This window comes from Kitasatospora sp. NPDC057518, from assembly GCF_042802075.1.
GTDB lineage: Bacteria > Actinomycetota > Actinomycetes > Streptomycetales > Streptomycetaceae > Kitasatospora.
On the sequence record NZ_JBHVEU010000186.1, the window covers coordinates 1 to 16,259 of the forward strand.

The 16,259-nt window shown below is 75.1% G+C and carries 18 protein-coding genes and 1 pseudogene; 14 read left to right on the plus strand and 5 right to left on the minus strand.

Annotated elements, in window-relative coordinates:
* From ACFU7Z_RS20085 to ACFU7Z_RS20110, 6 genes and pseudogenes are all read left to right on the plus strand, one after another.
* Window positions 1-886, plus strand: a pseudogene (locus ACFU7Z_RS20085) (hypothetical protein); the annotation flags it as partial.
* A gap of 189 nt (window positions 887-1,075) precedes the next feature.
* Window positions 1,076-1,810 (plus strand): DUF2993 domain-containing protein, encoded by a 735-nt coding sequence (locus tag ACFU7Z_RS20090; RefSeq protein WP_049656250.1) that lies wholly within the window; start codon window positions 1,076-1,078, stop codon window positions 1,808-1,810.
* 270 nt (window positions 1,811-2,080) lie between these two features.
* Complete coding sequence (locus ACFU7Z_RS20095; RefSeq protein ID WP_350517234.1) at window positions 2,081-2,161, plus strand: Ms5788A family Cys-rich leader peptide; 81 nt, start codon at window positions 2,081-2,083, stop codon at window positions 2,159-2,161.
* A 233-nt stretch (window positions 2,162-2,394) separates the two neighbouring features.
* Entirely contained in the window at window positions 2,395-3,231 is an 837-nt protein-coding gene (locus ACFU7Z_RS20100; protein WP_049656251.1) for a sulfurtransferase, read from the plus strand.
* 37 nt (window positions 3,232-3,268) lie between these two features.
* Window positions 3,269-3,559, plus strand: coding sequence for a DUF1416 domain-containing protein (locus ACFU7Z_RS20105; RefSeq protein WP_030059605.1), 291 nt, complete (start codon window positions 3,269-3,271; stop codon window positions 3,557-3,559).
* Between the two features lie 75 nt (window positions 3,560-3,634).
* Window positions 3,635-3,907, plus strand: a complete 273-nt coding sequence (locus tag ACFU7Z_RS20110) for a DUF3099 domain-containing protein (RefSeq protein ID WP_082346012.1) — start codon at window positions 3,635-3,637, stop codon at window positions 3,905-3,907.
* A 20-nt stretch (window positions 3,908-3,927) separates the two neighbouring features.
* Here the strand turns inward: ACFU7Z_RS20110 and ACFU7Z_RS20115 are convergent, their stop codons facing one another.
* Window positions 3,928-4,290: a DsrE family protein gene (locus ACFU7Z_RS20115; RefSeq protein ID WP_049656255.1), complete on the minus strand. Its 363-nt coding sequence runs from the start codon at window positions 4,288-4,290 to the stop codon at window positions 3,928-3,930.
* Window positions 4,291-4,638: 348 nt separating this feature from the next.
* On the opposite strand from ACFU7Z_RS20115, the gene ACFU7Z_RS20120 reads away from it, so the two are divergent.
* From ACFU7Z_RS20120 to ACFU7Z_RS20130, 3 genes are all read left to right on the plus strand, one after another.
* On the plus strand, window positions 4,639-5,223 hold the full coding sequence (locus ACFU7Z_RS20120; protein ID WP_049656257.1) for an FABP family protein: 585 nt from the start codon (window positions 4,639-4,641) through the stop codon (window positions 5,221-5,223).
* A gap of 103 nt (window positions 5,224-5,326) precedes the next feature.
* On the plus strand, window positions 5,327-5,791 hold the full coding sequence (locus ACFU7Z_RS20125) for a Fur family transcriptional regulator (RefSeq protein WP_380778612.1): 465 nt from the start codon (window positions 5,327-5,329) through the stop codon (window positions 5,789-5,791).
* A 19-nt stretch (window positions 5,792-5,810) separates the two neighbouring features.
* Window positions 5,811-6,773, plus strand: coding sequence for a YgfZ/GcvT domain-containing protein (locus ACFU7Z_RS20130; RefSeq protein ID WP_380778617.1), 963 nt, complete (start codon window positions 5,811-5,813; stop codon window positions 6,771-6,773).
* Window positions 6,774-6,838: 65 nt separating this feature from the next.
* On the opposite strand, the gene dtd is transcribed toward ACFU7Z_RS20130, so the two are convergent.
* On the minus strand, window positions 6,839-7,279 hold the full coding sequence (dtd, locus tag ACFU7Z_RS20135) for a D-aminoacyl-tRNA deacylase (RefSeq protein WP_049656260.1): 441 nt from the start codon (window positions 7,277-7,279) through the stop codon (window positions 6,839-6,841).
* A 626-nt stretch (window positions 7,280-7,905) separates the two neighbouring features.
* Between dtd and ACFU7Z_RS20140 the strand changes: the two genes are divergently transcribed.
* The 3 genes from ACFU7Z_RS20140 (at window position 7,906) to ACFU7Z_RS20150 (ending at window position 9,872) form a co-directional block, all read left to right on the plus strand.
* Window positions 7,906-8,526, plus strand: coding sequence for an ABC transporter substrate-binding protein (locus tag ACFU7Z_RS20140; RefSeq protein WP_234348561.1), 621 nt, complete (start codon window positions 7,906-7,908; stop codon window positions 8,524-8,526).
* Window positions 8,527-8,601: 75 nt separating this feature from the next.
* A complete protein-coding gene (locus ACFU7Z_RS20145; protein ID WP_375876665.1) occupies window positions 8,602-9,561 on the plus strand; it encodes an asparaginase in 960 nt (319 codons plus the stop codon).
* Window positions 9,562-9,662: 101 nt separating this feature from the next.
* Window positions 9,663-9,872, plus strand: coding sequence for a dodecin (locus ACFU7Z_RS20150; RefSeq protein WP_049661518.1), 210 nt, complete (start codon window positions 9,663-9,665; stop codon window positions 9,870-9,872).
* A gap of 15 nt (window positions 9,873-9,887) precedes the next feature.
* Here ACFU7Z_RS20150 and ACFU7Z_RS20155 read toward each other — a convergent pair whose 3' ends face one another.
* The 3 genes from ACFU7Z_RS20155 to ACFU7Z_RS20165 all read right to left on the minus strand — a co-directional run bounded on the left by ACFU7Z_RS20155 (window position 9,888) and on the right by ACFU7Z_RS20165 (window position 12,810).
* Window positions 9,888-10,697 (minus strand): heme ABC transporter ATP-binding protein, encoded by an 810-nt coding sequence (locus ACFU7Z_RS20155; RefSeq protein ID WP_380778619.1) that lies wholly within the window; start codon window positions 10,695-10,697, stop codon window positions 9,888-9,890.
* A gap of 2 nt (window positions 10,698-10,699) precedes the next feature.
* A complete protein-coding gene (locus tag ACFU7Z_RS20160) occupies window positions 10,700-11,710 on the minus strand; it encodes a FecCD family ABC transporter permease (protein WP_380778621.1) in 1,011 nt (336 codons plus the stop codon).
* Window positions 11,711-11,784: 74 nt separating this feature from the next.
* Complete coding sequence (locus ACFU7Z_RS20165) at window positions 11,785-12,810, minus strand: hemin ABC transporter substrate-binding protein (RefSeq protein ID WP_234348688.1); 1,026 nt, start codon at window positions 12,808-12,810, stop codon at window positions 11,785-11,787.
* Window positions 12,811-12,982: 172 nt separating this feature from the next.
* Between ACFU7Z_RS20165 and ACFU7Z_RS20170 the strand changes: the two genes are divergently transcribed.
* Together ACFU7Z_RS20170 and ACFU7Z_RS20175 are read left to right on the plus strand one after the other, a co-directional pair.
* Entirely contained in the window at window positions 12,983-14,536 is a 1,554-nt protein-coding gene (locus tag ACFU7Z_RS20170) for an HtaA domain-containing protein (RefSeq protein ID WP_380778615.1), read from the plus strand.
* 54 nt (window positions 14,537-14,590) lie between these two features.
* Entirely contained in the window at window positions 14,591-16,237 is a 1,647-nt protein-coding gene (locus ACFU7Z_RS20175; protein ID WP_380778616.1) for an HtaA domain-containing protein, read from the plus strand.
* Window positions 16,238-16,259: the final 22 nt, after the last annotated feature.

A 16,259-nucleotide genomic window follows, 5' to 3' on the forward strand; every position in this document is an offset into this window, starting at 1 on the left:
GGCCCGGCACGCGGCCCCGGCGCCGCAGCAGGCCCCCGCGCAGCAGGCGGCGGAGGCCTTCGACCCGCCGACCATGACGCTCAAGCGCCCGGTCGCCCCCGGCCCGCTGGGCGCCCCCGCCGCGCCGCCGTACGGGGCCGTCCCGCCGCAGGCGGTGTCGCCCGCCGGTCCGCGCGGCCGGACCGGCTCGCCGATCATCGACCCGGGCCTGCAGCCGGCCCTGATCACCGCCGCCGTGGCCGCGCTGCTGGCCGGCGGTGCCGCGCTCGGGCAGGTCGCGCTGGCCTTGGTGGTCGCGCCGCTCCAGCTGCTGACGGCGGCCGGCTGGTTCCGGCTGAACGGCATGTGGCCGGCCCGGCAGGGCATCCTGCTCGCCGCGCTGGCGGGCCTGACGGCGGACGTGGCGGTGCTGCTGGCGGACTCCGACGGTGGCGTGGCGGCCGTGGTGGGCACCCTGGGCGGGTTCTTCCTGCTCGTCCTGGTGTTGCAGACGTTCCGCCCGTCGGACCCGAAGGAGCGGTTCTACGCGCTGACCGTGCTCGGCTCGGCCACCGTGGTGACGGTGCTGTGCACCGCGCTGCTGCTGGCCGACTGGGTGCCGGCCGCGGTGGGCGCGGTGGCGCTGGCCACCCTGCTGGCCGCGGCGCCGCTGCCCGGGCCGAAGCAGCTGGGCCCGGTGCTGGGCCTGGCCGCGGCGGTGCTGCTGGGCCTGCTGGTCGGGGCCCCGCCGGCGCTCGGTGCGCTGGCCGGGCTGGGTGCGTTGGTCGGCCGTCGGGTCGCGGCGTACGACTTCCCGTCCCGCTTCGTGCACATGACGGCGGGCGTGGCGCTGCCGCTGGCGGTGGCCGCGCCGCTGGCCTGGATCGCCACGGAGCTGCTGGCCTGAGCCACCCGTACCCACCCGTCCAGGCCTGTTCAGGTCGAATTCCCGCCCCGGAACCATGTTCCGGGGCGGGACGTCGTACGGTCGTGCGAGGGCGGACGTGTCCTGCGTCCGCCACGGAACGGTGAACGACCCACTGCGAACGACCACAGCGACGAACGACCACAGCGACCGGCGACGACGGGGGACACGATGCGCGGATGGCTGAAGGCCACGATCGGCCTGGCGGTGCTCTCCGGCCTGCTGCTGGGGGCCGACCGGATCGCGGTGGGCGTGGCCGAGGACGAGGCCGCCGACCGGATCGTGAAGAGCGGCCGGATGAGCCAGCGCCCGGACGTCTCGATCGAGGGCTTCCCGTTCCTCACCCAGGTGCTGTCGATGAAGCTGGACGACGTCCGGATCTCCTCCGACGGCCTGGCCGTCGGCGACGGCAGCCACCAGGTGGCGCTGCACTCGTTCAAGGCGCGGCTCGCCGGGGTCAAGGTCAGCGACAGCATGAGCAGTGCCACGGTGGACAGCGGCACCGGCAGCGGGGTGATCTCCTACCCGGACCTCGCGCAGCTGCTGCCGCCCGCCTCCCAGCTGCTGCACGGGGCCAAGCTGCCGGTGGGCGGCAACTCCCGGCTGAGCCTGGCCTACGCCGGTCCGGGCAAGGTCAAGGCCTCGCTGGGTCCGATCGAGATCGGCGAGGGCAGCGTGCGCAACAAGGGGAACACCGTCACGGTGGACGGCTTCCGGCTGAGCTCGCTGGCGGGGCTGGTGGCCGGTGCCACCAACCAGCAGCTGGAGCCGATGAGCTTCACCCTGGACTCGCTGCCGGCCGGGCTGAAGCTGGCCGACAAGGAGGGCGGGGGCGGCGGTGTGACGCCGCTGCCGGAGGGCCTCCAGCTGACCTTCGACGGCAAGGACGTCAAGCTCCTGGGCTGATCCAGGCCCGTGCCCAGTCCATCCCCGGCCCGTCCCCGGCCCGGTCCCGGGGCCCGCCCACGGCTGTGCCGAATCGTTCCGCTCCGCGAGACGCGCTGTCCAGCGCGGGCCGTGGAGCGGTGTCGTTCGCGCCCCGCGCACGCCCTCCGGGGGCCGCCGGCCGGGCCCGGACAGGCCGGACCGGAGGCAAATCCCATCATCCGGTCGTTCTGATCCCACTATTCGATACGCTGATGACAGCGGGCCTCCGGTGTCCCTAGCATCGTCGGCATGAAGCGACAGACGGACCTCACGAAGCGGCGGGCGGTAGACCTGTGCCGCGTGGCCGCCTGTCTGTGTCGAATGCGCTGATTCGGCGCCCCCGGCAGGGCAGTTGACGCCCGCCGCCGATCTTTCCGGCGACCGCGCCCGGCCCCCCGGGCCGGCGGTCGCCGAGGTACTCCGCAGTCTCCTGCCCGGCCGCACCGGCCCACCCCCTCGTCCCGCTATTCGGACAGGGTTTCGGACCGCGTCCTCCCGGGCACCCTGCAGCACCCTCCTGAGCAGCACCTTCCGCACAACCGCCCTCGGATGGAGAACCCACCATGAGCCGCAGCGACGTCCTGGTCGACGCCGACTGGGTCCAGGCCCACCTGGACGACCCGAAGGTCGTCATCGTCGAGGTCGACGAGGACACCTCCGCGTACGAGAAGAACCACATCCGCAACGCCGTCCGGATCGACTGGAAGCAGGACCTCCAGGACCCGGTCCGCCGCGACTTCATCGACCAGGCCGGCTTCGAGGCCCTGCTGAGCGCCAAGGGCATCGCCAACGACCAGACCGTGGTGCTGTACGGCGGCAACAACAACTGGTTCGCCTCGTACGCCTACTGGTACTTCAAGCTGTACGGCCACGGCGACGTCCGCCTGCTGGACGGCGGCCGCAAGAAGTGGGAGCTGGACTCCCGCGACCTGGTCGCCGAGGTGCCGGCCCGCCCGGCCACCGAGTACACGGCGCAGGCCGCCGACGCCTCGATCCGCGCCTTCCGCGACGACGTGATCGCCGCCATCGGCACCCTGAACCTGGTCGACGTCCGCTCGCCCGACGAGTTCTCCGGCAAGCTGCTCGCCCCGGCGCACCTCCCGCAGGAGCAGTCGCAGCGCCCCGGCCACGTGCCGAGCGCCCGCAACATCCCGTGGGCCAAGAACGCCAACGACGACGGCACCTTCAAGAGCGACGACGAGCTCAAGGCGCTGTACGAGGCCGAGGGCATCGACCTGGCGAAGGACACCATCGCCTACTGCCGCATCGGCGAGCGCTCCGCGCTCACCTGGTTCGTGCTGCACGAGCTGCTCGGCCAGGAGAACGTCAAGAACTACGACGGCTCGTGGACCGAGTACGGCAGCCTGGTCGGCGTGCCGATCGAGCTCGGCAGCAACTGAGCCCCCGGCTCGACCCGTAAGTCAGAAGGAGACAGACATGTGCGGTGCGAAGGCCGGCGGCCCGGACCTGGCAGGAGTTGACGTGGCGAACGAGACGATCATCCAGGGTTCGGTGACCCGCGACGGAGAGCCGGTCAACGGCTACGTGCGGCTGCTGGACGAGGGCGGCGAGTTCACGGCCGAGGTGCCCACCTCGGCGACCGGCCAGTTCCGGTTCTTCGCCCGCCCGGGCAAGTGGACCCTGCGCGCGCTGGTGCCGGGCCAGACCGTGGACCGTCAGGTGGTGGCCTCCCAGGGCACCGCCGTCGAGGTCGCGATCGCGGTCTGACCGGAGCCGGGACGATCCCGGACCAGACTCCGAGGGCCCCTGCCGAGCAGGGGCCCTCGGTCGTACCGTGGAGGGGTGCAGGCAAGGCGGCGGCGTCGCTACTACTTCGCCATGATGGGCGTGTGCCTGGGCCTGTTCGTCATGGCCTGGGGCGTGGTGCGGTTCTTCTCGGTCGGCGCGGCGATCGGCATGTGCGTGGTCGCGATGGTCATCCCGCCGGCCGCCGCGGTGTTCGCCAACAAGCGCGACCCGGACGACGACTGGTGGAACGACCCGCGCTGGGACGACCCGAAGTGGGACGAGCCCGGCCACGACCGGGACCGCCCCGACCACGAGGAACGCCCGTAGGCGTCGATGTGCGAGGTGCCTCAGTACACGAGCGCCTGGACGTTGTCCGACATGATCTCGCTGACGAAGACCTGGGCGCCCGCGATGCGGACACCCTCGACGGTGTCCTGCTGCGTGATCCCGCGCCGGGCCGCGCACTGGGTGCACAGCGTCACCGAGCCGGCTGCCAGGATCGACTCCAGCAGGTCCGGCAGCGGCGCCGCGTGCGGCAGTTCGAACTCCGCGGCCCGGCCCGGCAGCGCGAACCAGGAGGACTCCCCGGTCAGCCAGAGCGAGACCTCGATCCCGCTGGCGACGGCCACCGCCGCCACCGTGAACGCCTGCGAGCACCGCTCCGGCGCGTCCGCCCCTGCGGTGACCTTGATGACCAGTTTCTTCGCCATGGCGCCACCTTAGAGGTGCCGGCGCCCCCGCCGTCCGGCATCCCCGGAAGCCTTGGGCAAAGCTTGAGCAGCCGCGGGAGGACGGCGCGAACGGCGACGTGGTGGGGCTCACCGCGACCCTCCGGAACCCGGCGGATAGAGTGAGCCGAGCACAATCCACCACACTGTCGCCGCCTGGGAGCCACCCGTGTCCGGTCTGGAAATCTTCTTCGACGGTCTGCTGGCCCTCATGGCCGTGCTGATCACCTGGTTCGCCATCTTCTCGGTGATGAAGCTGTACCAGGGCCAGCGCTGAGACTGCCGTACGGTTGAGGCAGTCCCACACCGACGAGAACAGCGACCAGGAACATGATCGAGATCCCTTCTGACCTCCACAGGGACGTCGTCCCGCTCGCCTTCCTCCTCGGCACCTGGGAGGGCGCGGGCGTCTACGACTTCCCGGGCGCGGAGAAGTGCAACTTCGGCCAGGAGATCGTGATCCGCCACGACGGCCGCCCCTTCCTGGAGTTCCGCTCCCGGACCTGGGTGCTGGACAGCGAGGGCGAGAAGGTCCGTCCGCTGGAGAACGAGCACGCGTTCTGGCGCATCACCAGCAACCACGACGGCACCAGCGGTGTCCGGGGGATCGAGATCTCCTCCGTCCGCGACGACGGCACGGTCGAGATCTGGTACGGCGAGCTGGCCGACGGCAAGCCCCAGGTCGACGTCTCCACCGACGCGGTCGCCCGGATCGAGGGCTCCCCGGAGTACTCGGGCGGCAAGCGGCTGTACGGTTTCGTCAACGGCGAGCTGCTCTGGGTCGGCGAGAAGGCCGCCCCGAGCGTGCCGCTGCGCCCGTACATGTCCGCCCAGCTGAAGAAGGTGCTCAGCCCGGCCCAGCTGATCAAGGACATCAACGACCTGCCGGACGACGGCATCGCCTTCTTCAAGTAGGCCGATCGCGCGACCGGCACTTCCGTGCACGAGGTAGGGACCGGCCCCCGGCCGGTCCCTACACTTGCTCCAGGACCCCCGACCATTGGCAGGGACGAGTACCGTGGCGGACACCGGCACCACCGACTGGCAGCTCTCCGGCGACTGGAAGGCCGACCTGCGCGAACGCGGGTACCGGCTCACCCCGCAGCGGCAGCTCGTGCTGGAGGCCGTCGACGAGCTCGACCACGCCACCCCCGACGACATCCTCTGCCACGTCCGCCGGACCGCCAGCGGCGTCAACATCTCCACCGTCTACCGGACCCTGGAGCTGCTGGAGGAGCTGGGCCTGGTCTCGCACGCCCACCTCGGCCACGGCGCCCCGACCTACCACCTGGCCGGCCGCCACCACCACCTGCACCTGGTCTGCCGGGACTGCGACAAGGTCACCGAGACCGGCACCGAGATCGCCCAGCCGCTGATCGACAGCCTGCGCGAGCGGCACGGCTTCGACACCGACCTCAAGCACTTCGCCATCTTCGGCCGCTGCGCCGACTGCACCGCCAAGCTCGTCGGGGAGCAGCCGTAAGCTGGCCGGTATGACCGGTGTGAAGAGCCCGCTGCTTTCCCTGCCCGGAGCCGTCCCCGCCGAGGGGGCCGACGAGGGCGTCGCCGCCCACTACGGCGACATCTTCCGCGAGCAACGCAGGCTGTCGCAGGGCGTCGGCTTCGTCGACCTCTCGCACCGCGGCGTGGTCACCGTGACCGGCGCGGACCGGCTCTCCTGGCTGCACCTGCTGCTCACCCAGCACGTCAGCGAGCTGCCGCCGCAGCAGGCCGCCGAGGCGCTGGTGCTCTCCCCGAACGGGCACGTCGAGCACGCGCTCTACCTGGTGGACGACGGCACCACCACCTGGGCGCACGTCGAGCCGGGCACCCAGGAGGCGCTGGTCGCCTACCTGGAGGGCATGAAGTTCTTCTACCGGGTGGAGGTCGCCGACGCGACCGCCGAGTACGCCGTGGTGCACCTGCCGGCCGGCTCCACCGCCTCCGTCGAGGGCGTCGCCGCCGTCCGCGAACTCCCGTACGGGCGCGACCTGTTCGTGCCGCGCGCCGAGCTGGAGCGGCTCACCGCCGGGTACGGCCCGGCGGCCGGGGTCTGGGCGTACGAGGCGCTGCGGATCGAGGGCCACCGGCCCCGGCTGGGCTTCGAGACCGACCACCGGACCATCCCGCACGAGGTGGACTGGCTGCGCACCGCCGTCCACCTGCAGAAGGGCTGCTACCGCGGCCAGGAGACCGTCGCCCGGGTGCACAACCTGGGCCGCCCGCCGCGCCGGCTGGTCTTCCTGCACCTGGACGGCACCGAGGAGACGCTGCCCCCGCACGGCACCGAGGTGCGGCTGGCCACCGACCCGGACGGGCGGGCGCTGGGCTTCGTGACCTCCTCGGCCCGGCACCACGAGCTGGGGCCGATCGCGCTGGCGATCGTCAAGCGGAACGTCCCGGTGGACGCCGTGCTGCTGGCCGGCACGGTGCCGGGCACCCAGGACGTGATCGTCCCGCAGTAGGGCCGTCCAGGGCCGCGCCGGGGCCGCTCGGCGCCCCGGCCGGGCCCGGTGGGGCCCCGGCGGGGTCAGACCTCGACGAGGACGGTGAACGGGCCGTCGTTCACCAGCGCCACCCGCATGTCGGCGCCGAACCGGCCCGTCTCCACCTTGGCGCCCAGCGCGCGCAGCTGCGCCACCACCTCGTCCACCAGCGGCTCGGCGACCGGTCCGGGGGCGGCGGCGTTCCAGGTGGGGCGGCGGCCCTTGCGGGCGTCGCCGTAGAGCGTGAACTGGCTGATCACCAGCAGCGGGGCGCCGAGGTCCGAGCAGCTCTGCTCTACGCCCTCGTCGTTCGCGGGCAGCAGTCGCAGCGTCCAGAGTTTGCGGGCCAGTTGGGCGGCCTTGGCGGGGGTGTCGTCGTGGGTGGCGCCGACCAAGACGCAGAGCCCGGGCCCCTCGATCGCGCCGACGGTCTCACCGGCCACGGTCACCCGGGCCTCGGTCACTCGCTGCACCACTGCTCGCATGCCGCCATTGTGCCGGAGCGCCGTACGGCCCCCGGAGGAGCCCCGGGTGCGTCCCGCGCGGCCCGCGCCCGGCGCGTCCGCCGCCGCTCCGCGCCCGCGCATCCGCCGTGCCCCCGGCTCAGCGCCGCACCCTGCCCGGCCGTTCTGCCCGGCCGCCCCTCCGGTCGGCCCCGTCCCTCCGCCCCGGCGGCCTCCCCAGGGCGCACACCAGGGGCGCGCACGAAGGCCGTGCACGCCCTGGGGTGCGCGCCTGCGCGGAATCGGGCGCCACTCTTCCTGGGGAAAGGGCTGGTCATATCAGCCACCCCCGTTCGCCAGGGGGCCGTTCGGGTGCACGGGCGGTGCGCGTGCGCCGGGTGGGGTGGCACGCTGGTGGACCGTACGAGGGGTCCGGGGCGCCAGGAGGTCCGCCGCGCCGGACCCGGGTTCGGCCGGGCGGTCGAGCCGGTAGGTCAGGCGTCTGGCGGTGCCGCCCCGGTGGGCGTCACGGCCGGGGACCGGAGCCTCCGGGGGTTCCCGGCGGGCCGGTGGACGGGACGCGCGGCCCGTCGGGGGACGGGTCGGACCGGCGGCAGCGACGGGGTGCCGCGAGCGGGCGGGATCGGACGACGTCAGGTGGTTGGGTGATGGACGCGAGCAGCGTGGCGCGGGACCGGTCCGGGTCGGTGGTGCGGGCCCCCGGGGGCCCGGACGGTCCGGCGGCGGGCGCGGAGGACGAGCCCGACCTGGAGGGGCTGGGCCTGGAGCAGCTGCGGGTGCTGCGCCGGGAGACCCTGGAGCAGGAGGCCGACCTGTCCTACCTGCGGCGGCTGCTGCACGGGCGGATGGACATCCTGCGCGCCGAACTCGACCGGCGGCCCGGCACGGGCCCGGTCCGTACGGCCGACCCGTCCGGCCCCGACCCGGCCCCCGGCGACCTGCTGGACCGGCTGCCGGCCATCCTGACCGACGCGCCCTCCACCGTGCGGCGCTCGGCCCGGCACGTCACCCTCGGGCCGCCGCGCACCCGGGAGTCCCGGCTGGAGGCGGACGCGCTGATGGGCGACGTGCAGCTCGCCGACCTGGCGGCGCACCCGGCCGAGGAGCTGCTGGCCGCCCTGGAGCGGCTGCGGGCGTACGAGCGGGAGGTGTCCGGACGGCGCCAGCGGCTGCTGCGCACGGCCGACGGTTGCAACGCCGAGATCACCCGCAGGTACCGTGATGGGGAAGCACGGGTCGACGACCTGCTCGCACGGGGGCCGCTCTGACCGGGTGGGTCGCCGCGGGCGGGTGAGGCCCGGCTCGCTCCCGGCCCACCCTCGCCCCGGAAGGCTCACACCGCCATGTCCCTGCCCGCCCCCGCGCCCGTTCTCGCCGAGGTCATACGCTCCGGCTTCGTCGAGGGCCGCCACCGCGGCTCCCTGGTGCTGCTCGCGGCCGACGGCTCGGTCGAGTTCGCGCTCGGCGACCCGGACGCCCCGGTCTTCCCGCGGTCGACCGCCAAGCCGTTCCAGGCGGTGGCCACGCTGCGGGCCGGGCTGGCGATCGAGGGCGAGCTGCTGGCGCTGGCGGCCTCCAGCCACTCCGCGGAATCGTTTCACCTCGATGGCGTGCGGAGCATCCTCGGCTCCGCCGGGCTCGACGAGTCGGCCCTGCGCACCCCGGCCGACCTGCCGCTGGACGAGACCGAGGCGGAGCTGCTGCTCGCCGCCGGCGGCGGGCGCGCCCCGATCCTGATGGACTGCTCCGGCAAGCACGCCGGCTGGCTGGCCGCCTGCACGGCCAACGGCTGGGACACCGAGAGCTACCTCGACCCGGCCCACCCGATCCAGCGGCTGGCCCGCGAGGCCCTGGAGGAGGCCACCGGCGAGACCGCCGCCCACGCCGGGGTGGACGGCTGCGGCGCGCCGCTGCTGGCCGTGTCGCTGACCGGCCTGGCCCGCGGCTACCGCGGCCTGCTGCTGGCCGCCGAGGGCAGCGAGCCGCGCCGCGTCGCCGACGCGATGCGCGCCCACCCCGAGTACGTGGCCGGCACCCGGCGGGCCGACACCTGGCTGATGCGGGCGGTGCCGGGCGCGCTGTCCAAGATGGGCGCCGAGGCCGTCCAGGTGGTCGCGCTGCCGGACGGCCGGGCGCTGGCCTTCAAGATCGAGGACGGCGCCGAGCGGGCCCGCGGCCCGGTGCTGGCGGCCGCGCTGCGCCGGCTCGGGGTGACCGGGGCGGACGGGACCGTCGAGCGGATCGGCGCGGCCCCGCTGCTCGGCGGCGGCGTGCCGGTCGGCGAGGTGCGGGCGGCGTTCTAGGCGGCCTCTCCGGAGGCGGGAGGCCGCCCGTCGGGGTGCGGGCGGACCCGGGTCGGTGCACGGTGGACCGGGGGCCGTCCGTACAGCTGAGGGAGTCCGCCATGACCGACCATGTGTACCGGGTGACCGAGATCGTCGGGTCCTCGGCCGAGAGCGTCGACGCCGCGATCCGCAACGGGGTGGAGCGGGCCTCCCGGACGCTGCGCAACCTCGACTGGTTCGAGGTCTCGCAGGTCCGGGGCCACCTGGAGGACGGCCGGATCAAGCACTACCAGGTGTGCATCAAGGTCGGCTTCCGGCTGGAGGACTGAGCGCCGGCGAAGCGCTCAGCGCTCCGGCAGCACCAGCGGCACCCCGGTGCGCGGGTGCGCCAGCACCTCGACGGGGTGCCCGTACACCTCGCTGAGCAGCGGCGCCCGCAGCACCTCGGCGACCGGCCCGTCCGCGACCGTCGCCCCGCCCGTCAGCAGGACCACCCGGTCCGCGTAGGCCGCCGCCAGGGACAGGTCGTGCAGCACCACGACCACCCCGTCCCCGGCCGCGGCCCGGGCCCGGGCGACCCGCAGCACCAGCTCCTGGTGGCGCAGGTCGAGGGCGGCGGTCGGCTCGTCCAGGAGGAGCAGCGGGGTGCGCTGGGCCAGCACCCGGGCCAGCGCCACCCGGGCCCGCTCGCCGCCGGACAGGGCGGTGAACGGGCGCCCGGCGAAGGCGGTGGACTCGGTGGCCGCCATCGCCTCGGCCACGGCCGCCGCGTCCTCGGCGGCCGCCGCCGTGCCCGCCCACGGCGCGCGGCCCATCCGGACCACCTCGTCGGCCGGGAACGGGAAGGACAGTGCGGCGGACTGCGGCAACAGGGCGCGGTGCAGGGCGAGTTCGGCGGCGCCGTAGTCGGCCGGCGGGCGGCCGCGCAGGGCGACCGACCCGCCGTCCGGCCGGACGTCGCCGGCCAGTACGGACAGCAGGGTGGACTTGCCGGCGCCGTTCGGCCCGAGCAGCGCGACCAGTTCGCCGGCCGCGACCCGGACGGCGGCGCCGTCCAGCAGCGGGCGCCCGCCGAGGCTCAGCCGGACGCCCTCGGCGGTGAGCAACTCGCTTCCGGGCTCCGGTCGTTCGGGGATCTCCCGGTGGCGTCGCAGTCTCACGCCCAGCCTCCCTGCCTGGTCCTGGTCCGGCGCAGCAGCCAGAAGAAGAACGGGCTGCCGATCAGTGCGGTGACCACCCCGAGCGGGATCTCGGCGGGCTCGGCGACGGTGCGGGAGGCGAGGTCGGCGGCCACCAGCACCAGCGCGCCGCCGAGTGCCGAGGCGGGCAGCAGGAAGCGGTGGCCGGGCCCGGCGAGCATCCGCAGCAGGTGCGGGACGACCAGGCCGACGAAGCCGACGATGCCGCTGACCGCCACGGCCGCCGCGGTGAGCAGGGCGACGACGGTGATCAGCGCCAGCCGCATCCGCTCGACGTCCACTCCGAGGTGGCGGGCCGGGCGCTCGCCGAGCGCCAGCAGGTCCAGCCTGCGGGCGTACAGCGGGGCGACGGCCAGGCCGGCCAGCGCGAACGGCAGGACGGCGAGCACCTTGCCCCAGGTGGCCTGGGAGAGCGAGCCGAGCTGCCAGAAGGTGACCTGGCTGATCGCGGCGGGGTCGGCGATGAACAGCAGGATGCCGATCAGCGCGCCGCAGAAGGCGTTCACGGCGACGCCGGTGAGGATCAGCGTGACCACCTCGGTGCGCCCGCCGGAGCGGGACATCGCGTACACCGCGACGACCGTCAGCAGGCCGCCGGCGAAGGCGAAGACGGGGGCCGTCCAACCGCCCAGGGTGTTCAGGCCGAGCACGATGCAGGCCACCGTGCCGACCGCGCTGCCGGAGGAGACCCCGATCACGGCGGGCTCGGCGAGCGGGTTGCCGAACACGCCCTGCATCAGTGCCCCGGCGCAGCCGAGCGAGCCGCCGACCAGCAGGGCGAGCACCACCCGGGGCAGCCGGACGTTCCACAGCACGGACTCGGGCACCCGGTCCAGGGCGTGGCCGCCGAGGCCGAGGCGGTGGGCGGTGGAGGCGAGGATGTCGCCGAGCGGGATGCGGTAGGCGCCGACGCCGGCCGCGAGGAGGGCGCAGAGGAGCAGGGCGGCGGCGAGTCCGGCGGTGAGCAGGGCGGTCCGGCCGGCGGTCGGTGCGGCGGTCTCCCCGGGGGCCTCGCGGGAGGTCTCCTCCCGTACGGCGGTGGTCACTTGGCGTCCGCCGGGTAGAGCTGGGCGGTGATCCCGCGCAGGACCTGCGGGGTGCGCGGGCCGTAGCTGAGCAGCTGGCCGTCCTCGATCGAGACGATCCGGCGGTCGAGCCCGGCCGGGGTCTGGGCGACGCCGGGCAGCTTGAGCAGGCCGTCCGTTCCGCCGACCGAGTCGAGCCCCTTGCTCATCACCAGGATCGCGTCGGGCGCGGCCTTGACCAGGGCCTCGCTGGTGAGCGGGACGAAGTCGTTGGTGAGGCCGGCCGCGGTGCCGGCGTCCTCGCCGCCGACCGCCTCGATCAGCGAGCCGGCGCCGGAGCCGGGGCCGCCGAGCAGGTAGACGGAGGCGCTGCCGCGCAGGTAGAGGAAGGCGACCCGGGGGTGCCGGCCGTCGGCCGGGACGGCGGCCATGGCCTGGTCGATCCGCTGCTCGGTGCGCTCCTTGAGCTGCCGTCCGGCGTCCGGGACGCCGAGTGCGGCGGCGACGGTGTCGATGCGCGGTCCGACGTCGGCCAGCCGCTTGGCGTCGTCCAGGACGATCAGCGGGACGCCGGCCGCCCGGATCTGCGCGATCGCCTCGGCCGGGCCGGTGGAGCGGTCGGCGAGGACGACGGTGGGGTGCAGTGAGAGCACGCCCTCGGCGGAGACGTCGTGGGCCTGGGTGATCACCGGCAGGGCGGCGGCCTGTTCGAAGGTGGTGGAGACGTCCCGGGCGACCACCTTGGGGCCGAGGCCGAGGCTGAACACCAGCTCGGCGAGGCTGCCGTTGAGCGGGATGACCCGTTCGGCGCTGGTGACGGTGACCTGGCGGCCGTCGGCGGAGGCGGTGGTGGCCGGGAGCCGGGGGACGGGCTCGCCGGGCAGCGGTTCGACGGCGTCGGGGGTGCGGGAGACGGCCGCCCCCGCTGCCCCGGCCGTTCCGCTCGCGGCGCCGCAGGCGGTGAGGGCGAGCAGCAGGCCGAGGGCGAGCAGCAGGAGGACGGGCCCGCGGGCCGCCCCGGATCGGATCGTAACGCTGCTCAACCTGGTTCCCTTCACCGGGACTTGGTGCCTGTGGCGCCCCGCCGCCGGGGGAGGGGGCGGCGGGGCTCTTGACTCATATATTAGGTTAGCCTTACCTGAGTTCCGCAAGGGGGTGGTGCCCACCGGGCCCCCTTTGCGGCATCCCCCCATGCCCCCTGAGGAGTGATTCGCCGTGCCCCTGTCCAGCCGGCTCCGCCGTCTGGCCGCCGCCCTGGTGGCCTCCCTCGCCGCCCTGCTGGCCGTGGGCCTGTCGCCGGGGCCGGCGGCCGCCGCCGAGGGCAGGGTCTCCGGCGGACGGCTGGACTGGGGCATCAAGCAGTCCTTCCTGACCTACGTCACCGGGCCCATCGCCAAGGGGAGTTGGGGACTGACCGGCGGCGCGGCCACGGTCGGCGGCAGCACCTTCCGGTTCCACTCGGCGAACGGCACGTACGATCCGGCGGCCGGCGCGCTGACCGCCGCCTTCTCCGGCGGCGTGCGGTTCACCGGGCACCAGGAGGGCGGCTCCAACGCGCTCGACCTGAGCATCGGCCGGCTCACCTTCAAGGCCGTCCAGGGCGGCGCGGCCGGGCTGTACGCCGACGTCAGCAGCAAGTCCAAGGAGACCGGGCAGGTCAGCAGCGCGAGCCAGGTCAAGCTGGCCGACCTCTCGCTGGCCGGCGTCGACCTGCGCGGCGCGGCCGGCACCCTGACGCTGAGCGGTGTCCCGGCGACCCTCACCGACGCCGGGGCGAAGGCCTTCGGCGGCTTCTACCAGGCCGGCACGGCCCTCGACCCGCTCAGCCTCTCGGTCAACCTGCCCGCCGCGCAGCCGACGCCGGCGGCACCCGCCCCGACGTCCGGCGCGGCCGCCACGACCGCGCCCGCGACCATGCCGCCGGCGACCGCCCCGTCGCCGGCCGAGCCGGCCGCCCCGCCGGCCACCGAGCCGGCCGCCCAGGCCCCGGCCCGTACCGGGTTCGCCGACGGCGCCCTCGACTGGGGCGTGCGCCGCACCTTCCGCGACTACGTCACCGGCGCGATCGCCCAAGGCCGTTGGGAGCTCGGCGGCGGCGCGGCCGACGGCGGCGCGTTCTTCCGCTGGACCCCGGCCAAGGGCGCGTACGACCCGGCGACCGGCGAGCTGACCGCCGCCTTCACCGGCACCGTCCGCTTCACCGGCATGCGCGCCGGCGACGGCTACGGCCTGGACCTCACCCTCGCCAACCCGGGCGTCAGCGTCTCCGGCGGCCAGGGCCGACTGCTCGCCGACGTCTCCGGCCGGACCCCGGACGGCGGCACCCGGCAGCTCCCCGGCGTCGAGCTGGCGACCTTCGACCCGGCCGGCCTCAAGGCCGAGGGCGGCCTGCTGACGGCCGTGGAACTGCCGCTCACCCTCGCCGAGGGCGGCGCCGAGGCCTTCGGCGGCCTGTACCCGGCGGGCACCGCGATGGACCCGCTGAGCTTCGCCGTCGCCCTCGACCCGGCCGCCGCGCTGCCCCCGCTGCCCGACCTCGGCAGCGCCCCGGCCACCCCGCCGGGCGCCGTCGCGAGCCCGCCCGCCTCCCCGGCCGCCGTGCCCGTCGCCGCGTCCTCCGCGGACGGCGTCCCGGTGCCGGCCGTGGTCGGCGGCGCGGTGCTGGTGGCGGCCCTCGCCACCACCGGCGGCCTGCTCGTCCGCCGCCGCCGGGCGGCCGCCGCGGCCGGGGCCCCCGCCACCGGGCCCGACGCCGACGACGCGGCCTGACCCCTCCGGGAGCGTCCCCCCGCTCCCTCCCCCCATCCGAACGGAGTACCCAGCATGTCCCGCAACCGCACCCGGCTGGCCGCCCTCGCGGCCGCCACCGCCGGCCTCGGCCTGACCGCCCTCGGCGCCCCCGCACTGGCCTTCGGCGCGGGCGGCCCGAGCAGCGTCACGTACGACACCGGAGCGCTGGACTGGGGCGTGAAGGCCGGCTTCCGCAGCTACATCGAGGGCCCGGCCTCCCAGGGCGGCGCGATCGAGCTGACCGGCGGCGCGACCCGCAACGCCGACGGCACCTTCCACTTCGGCCTGGCGAACGCGGCGTACGACCTCACCACGCACGCGCTCAGCTCCTCCTTCACCGGCGGCGTGCACTTCACCGCCCACCACGGCGCGCTGGACGTCGCGCTCAGCGACCTGCGGATCACCACCTCCGGCACCACCGGCACGCTGACCGCCGACACCGCCTCCAAGGAGTCGGTGGGCGCCGCCGACGTCACCCGCCGGGACGACGTGCCGCTGGTGACGTTCACCGTCGCGCGGGACACCACCAACGGGACGCCCGCCGCGGCCAAGCTGACCGAGCAGGGCGCCCGGGCCTTCGCCGGCTTCTACCCGGCGGGGGCGGACATGGACCCGCTGTCGCTGCTGCTGAAGCAGAGCCCGGCCACGACCCCGCCGACCGTGCCGCCGACCGCGACGGCCACCGCCACGCCGTCCGCCACCTCCTCGCCGAGCACGGGCCCGACCGGCGGCCCCACCGGCAGCCCGAGCGCGAGCCCCACCGCCACGGCCACCGGCACGCCGACCGCGGCCCCGTCGTCCGGCACCCCCTCGGCCGGCTCCTCGCCGTCGGCCACCCAGGCGCCCGGCGCCACCGCCTCCCCGTCCGCGAGCGGGGGCCCCGGCACGGCCCCGGCCACCCTGCCGGTGGTGAACGGGACGCTGGACTGGAAGGTCAAGGAGAGCTTCCGCACGTACCTGGAGTCCCCGATGGCCGCCGGGAAGGTCGAGTTCGGCGGCGGCGCGGCCGACTACCGCTTCGGCGGTGCCACCGGTGCCTACAACACCACCGACCACTCCCTGAGCGCCGCCTTCAACGGCTCGGTCCGCTTCCTCGGCCACCCGGGCAAGGACGGCTGGGCGCTGGACACCACGCTCTCCAAGCTGGGCCTGACCATCGACCGGGACGGCGCCTTCCTGACCGCCGACGTCAACGGCAAGTCCCAGGACGGCGGTTCGACCTCGCTGAGCGGTGTCAGGATCGCCCGGCTGGACGTCCCGGCCTCCGCCCTGAAGCCGGTCGGCGGCGTGGTGACGCTCTCCGGCGTGCCGGCCACGCTCACCGCCGAGGGGGTGCCGGCCTTCTCCAACTACCCGGCCGGTACGGCCCTGGACCCGGTCAGCGCCACCCTCGCCTTCGACAAGGACGCCAAGCTGCCGCCGGCCGGCTCCTCCGGCAACGGCAACGGCAGTGCCGGCGGCGGTTCCGCGGCCGGCGGCGGCCAGGGCGCCGGCAGCGGTACCTCCGGCGGGGCCTCGCTGACCACCGGCGGCCTGAGCGGTACGGGCGGCGGCTCGCTGGCCGCCACCGGTGCGGACACCCCGGTGGTCCCGCTGCTGGCCACCGCGGCCGGTCTGCTGCTGGTCGGCGGCAGCGCCACCGTCCTGGTGCGCAACCGCCGTGGCGCGGTCCAGGCCTGACGCCCGGACCGAGTGCCGAAAC

Bases quoted from the DNA above. Each gene is read 5' to 3' on its own strand.
- dtd (WP_049656260.1), bottom strand. From the start codon at position 7,279: ATGCGAGCAGTGGTGCAGCGAGTGACCGAGGCCCGGGTGACCGTGGCC.
- ACFU7Z_RS20095 (WP_350517234.1), top strand. From the start codon at position 2,081: ATGAAGCGACAGACGGACCTCACGAAGCGGCGGGCGGTAGACCTGTGC.
- ACFU7Z_RS20105 (WP_030059605.1), top strand. From the start codon at position 3,269: ATGTGCGGTGCGAAGGCCGGCGGCCCGGACCTGGCAGGAGTTGACGTG.
- ACFU7Z_RS20145 (WP_375876665.1), top strand. From the start codon at position 8,602: ATGTCCCTGCCCGCCCCCGCGCCCGTTCTCGCCGAGGTCATACGCTCC.
- ACFU7Z_RS20115 (WP_049656255.1), bottom strand. From the start codon at position 4,290: ATGGCGAAGAAACTGGTCATCAAGGTCACCGCAGGGGCGGACGCGCCG.
- ACFU7Z_RS20140 (WP_234348561.1), top strand. From the start codon at position 7,906: ATGGACGCGAGCAGCGTGGCGCGGGACCGGTCCGGGTCGGTGGTGCGG.
- ACFU7Z_RS20150 (WP_049661518.1), top strand. From the start codon at position 9,663: ATGACCGACCATGTGTACCGGGTGACCGAGATCGTCGGGTCCTCGGCC.
- ACFU7Z_RS20175 (WP_380778616.1), top strand. From the start codon at position 14,591: ATGTCCCGCAACCGCACCCGGCTGGCCGCCCTCGCGGCCGCCACCGCC.
- ACFU7Z_RS20120 (WP_049656257.1), top strand. From the start codon at position 4,639: ATGATCGAGATCCCTTCTGACCTCCACAGGGACGTCGTCCCGCTCGCC.
- ACFU7Z_RS20090 (WP_049656250.1), top strand. From the start codon at position 1,076: ATGCGCGGATGGCTGAAGGCCACGATCGGCCTGGCGGTGCTCTCCGGC.
- ACFU7Z_RS20100 (WP_049656251.1), top strand. From the start codon at position 2,395: ATGAGCCGCAGCGACGTCCTGGTCGACGCCGACTGGGTCCAGGCCCAC.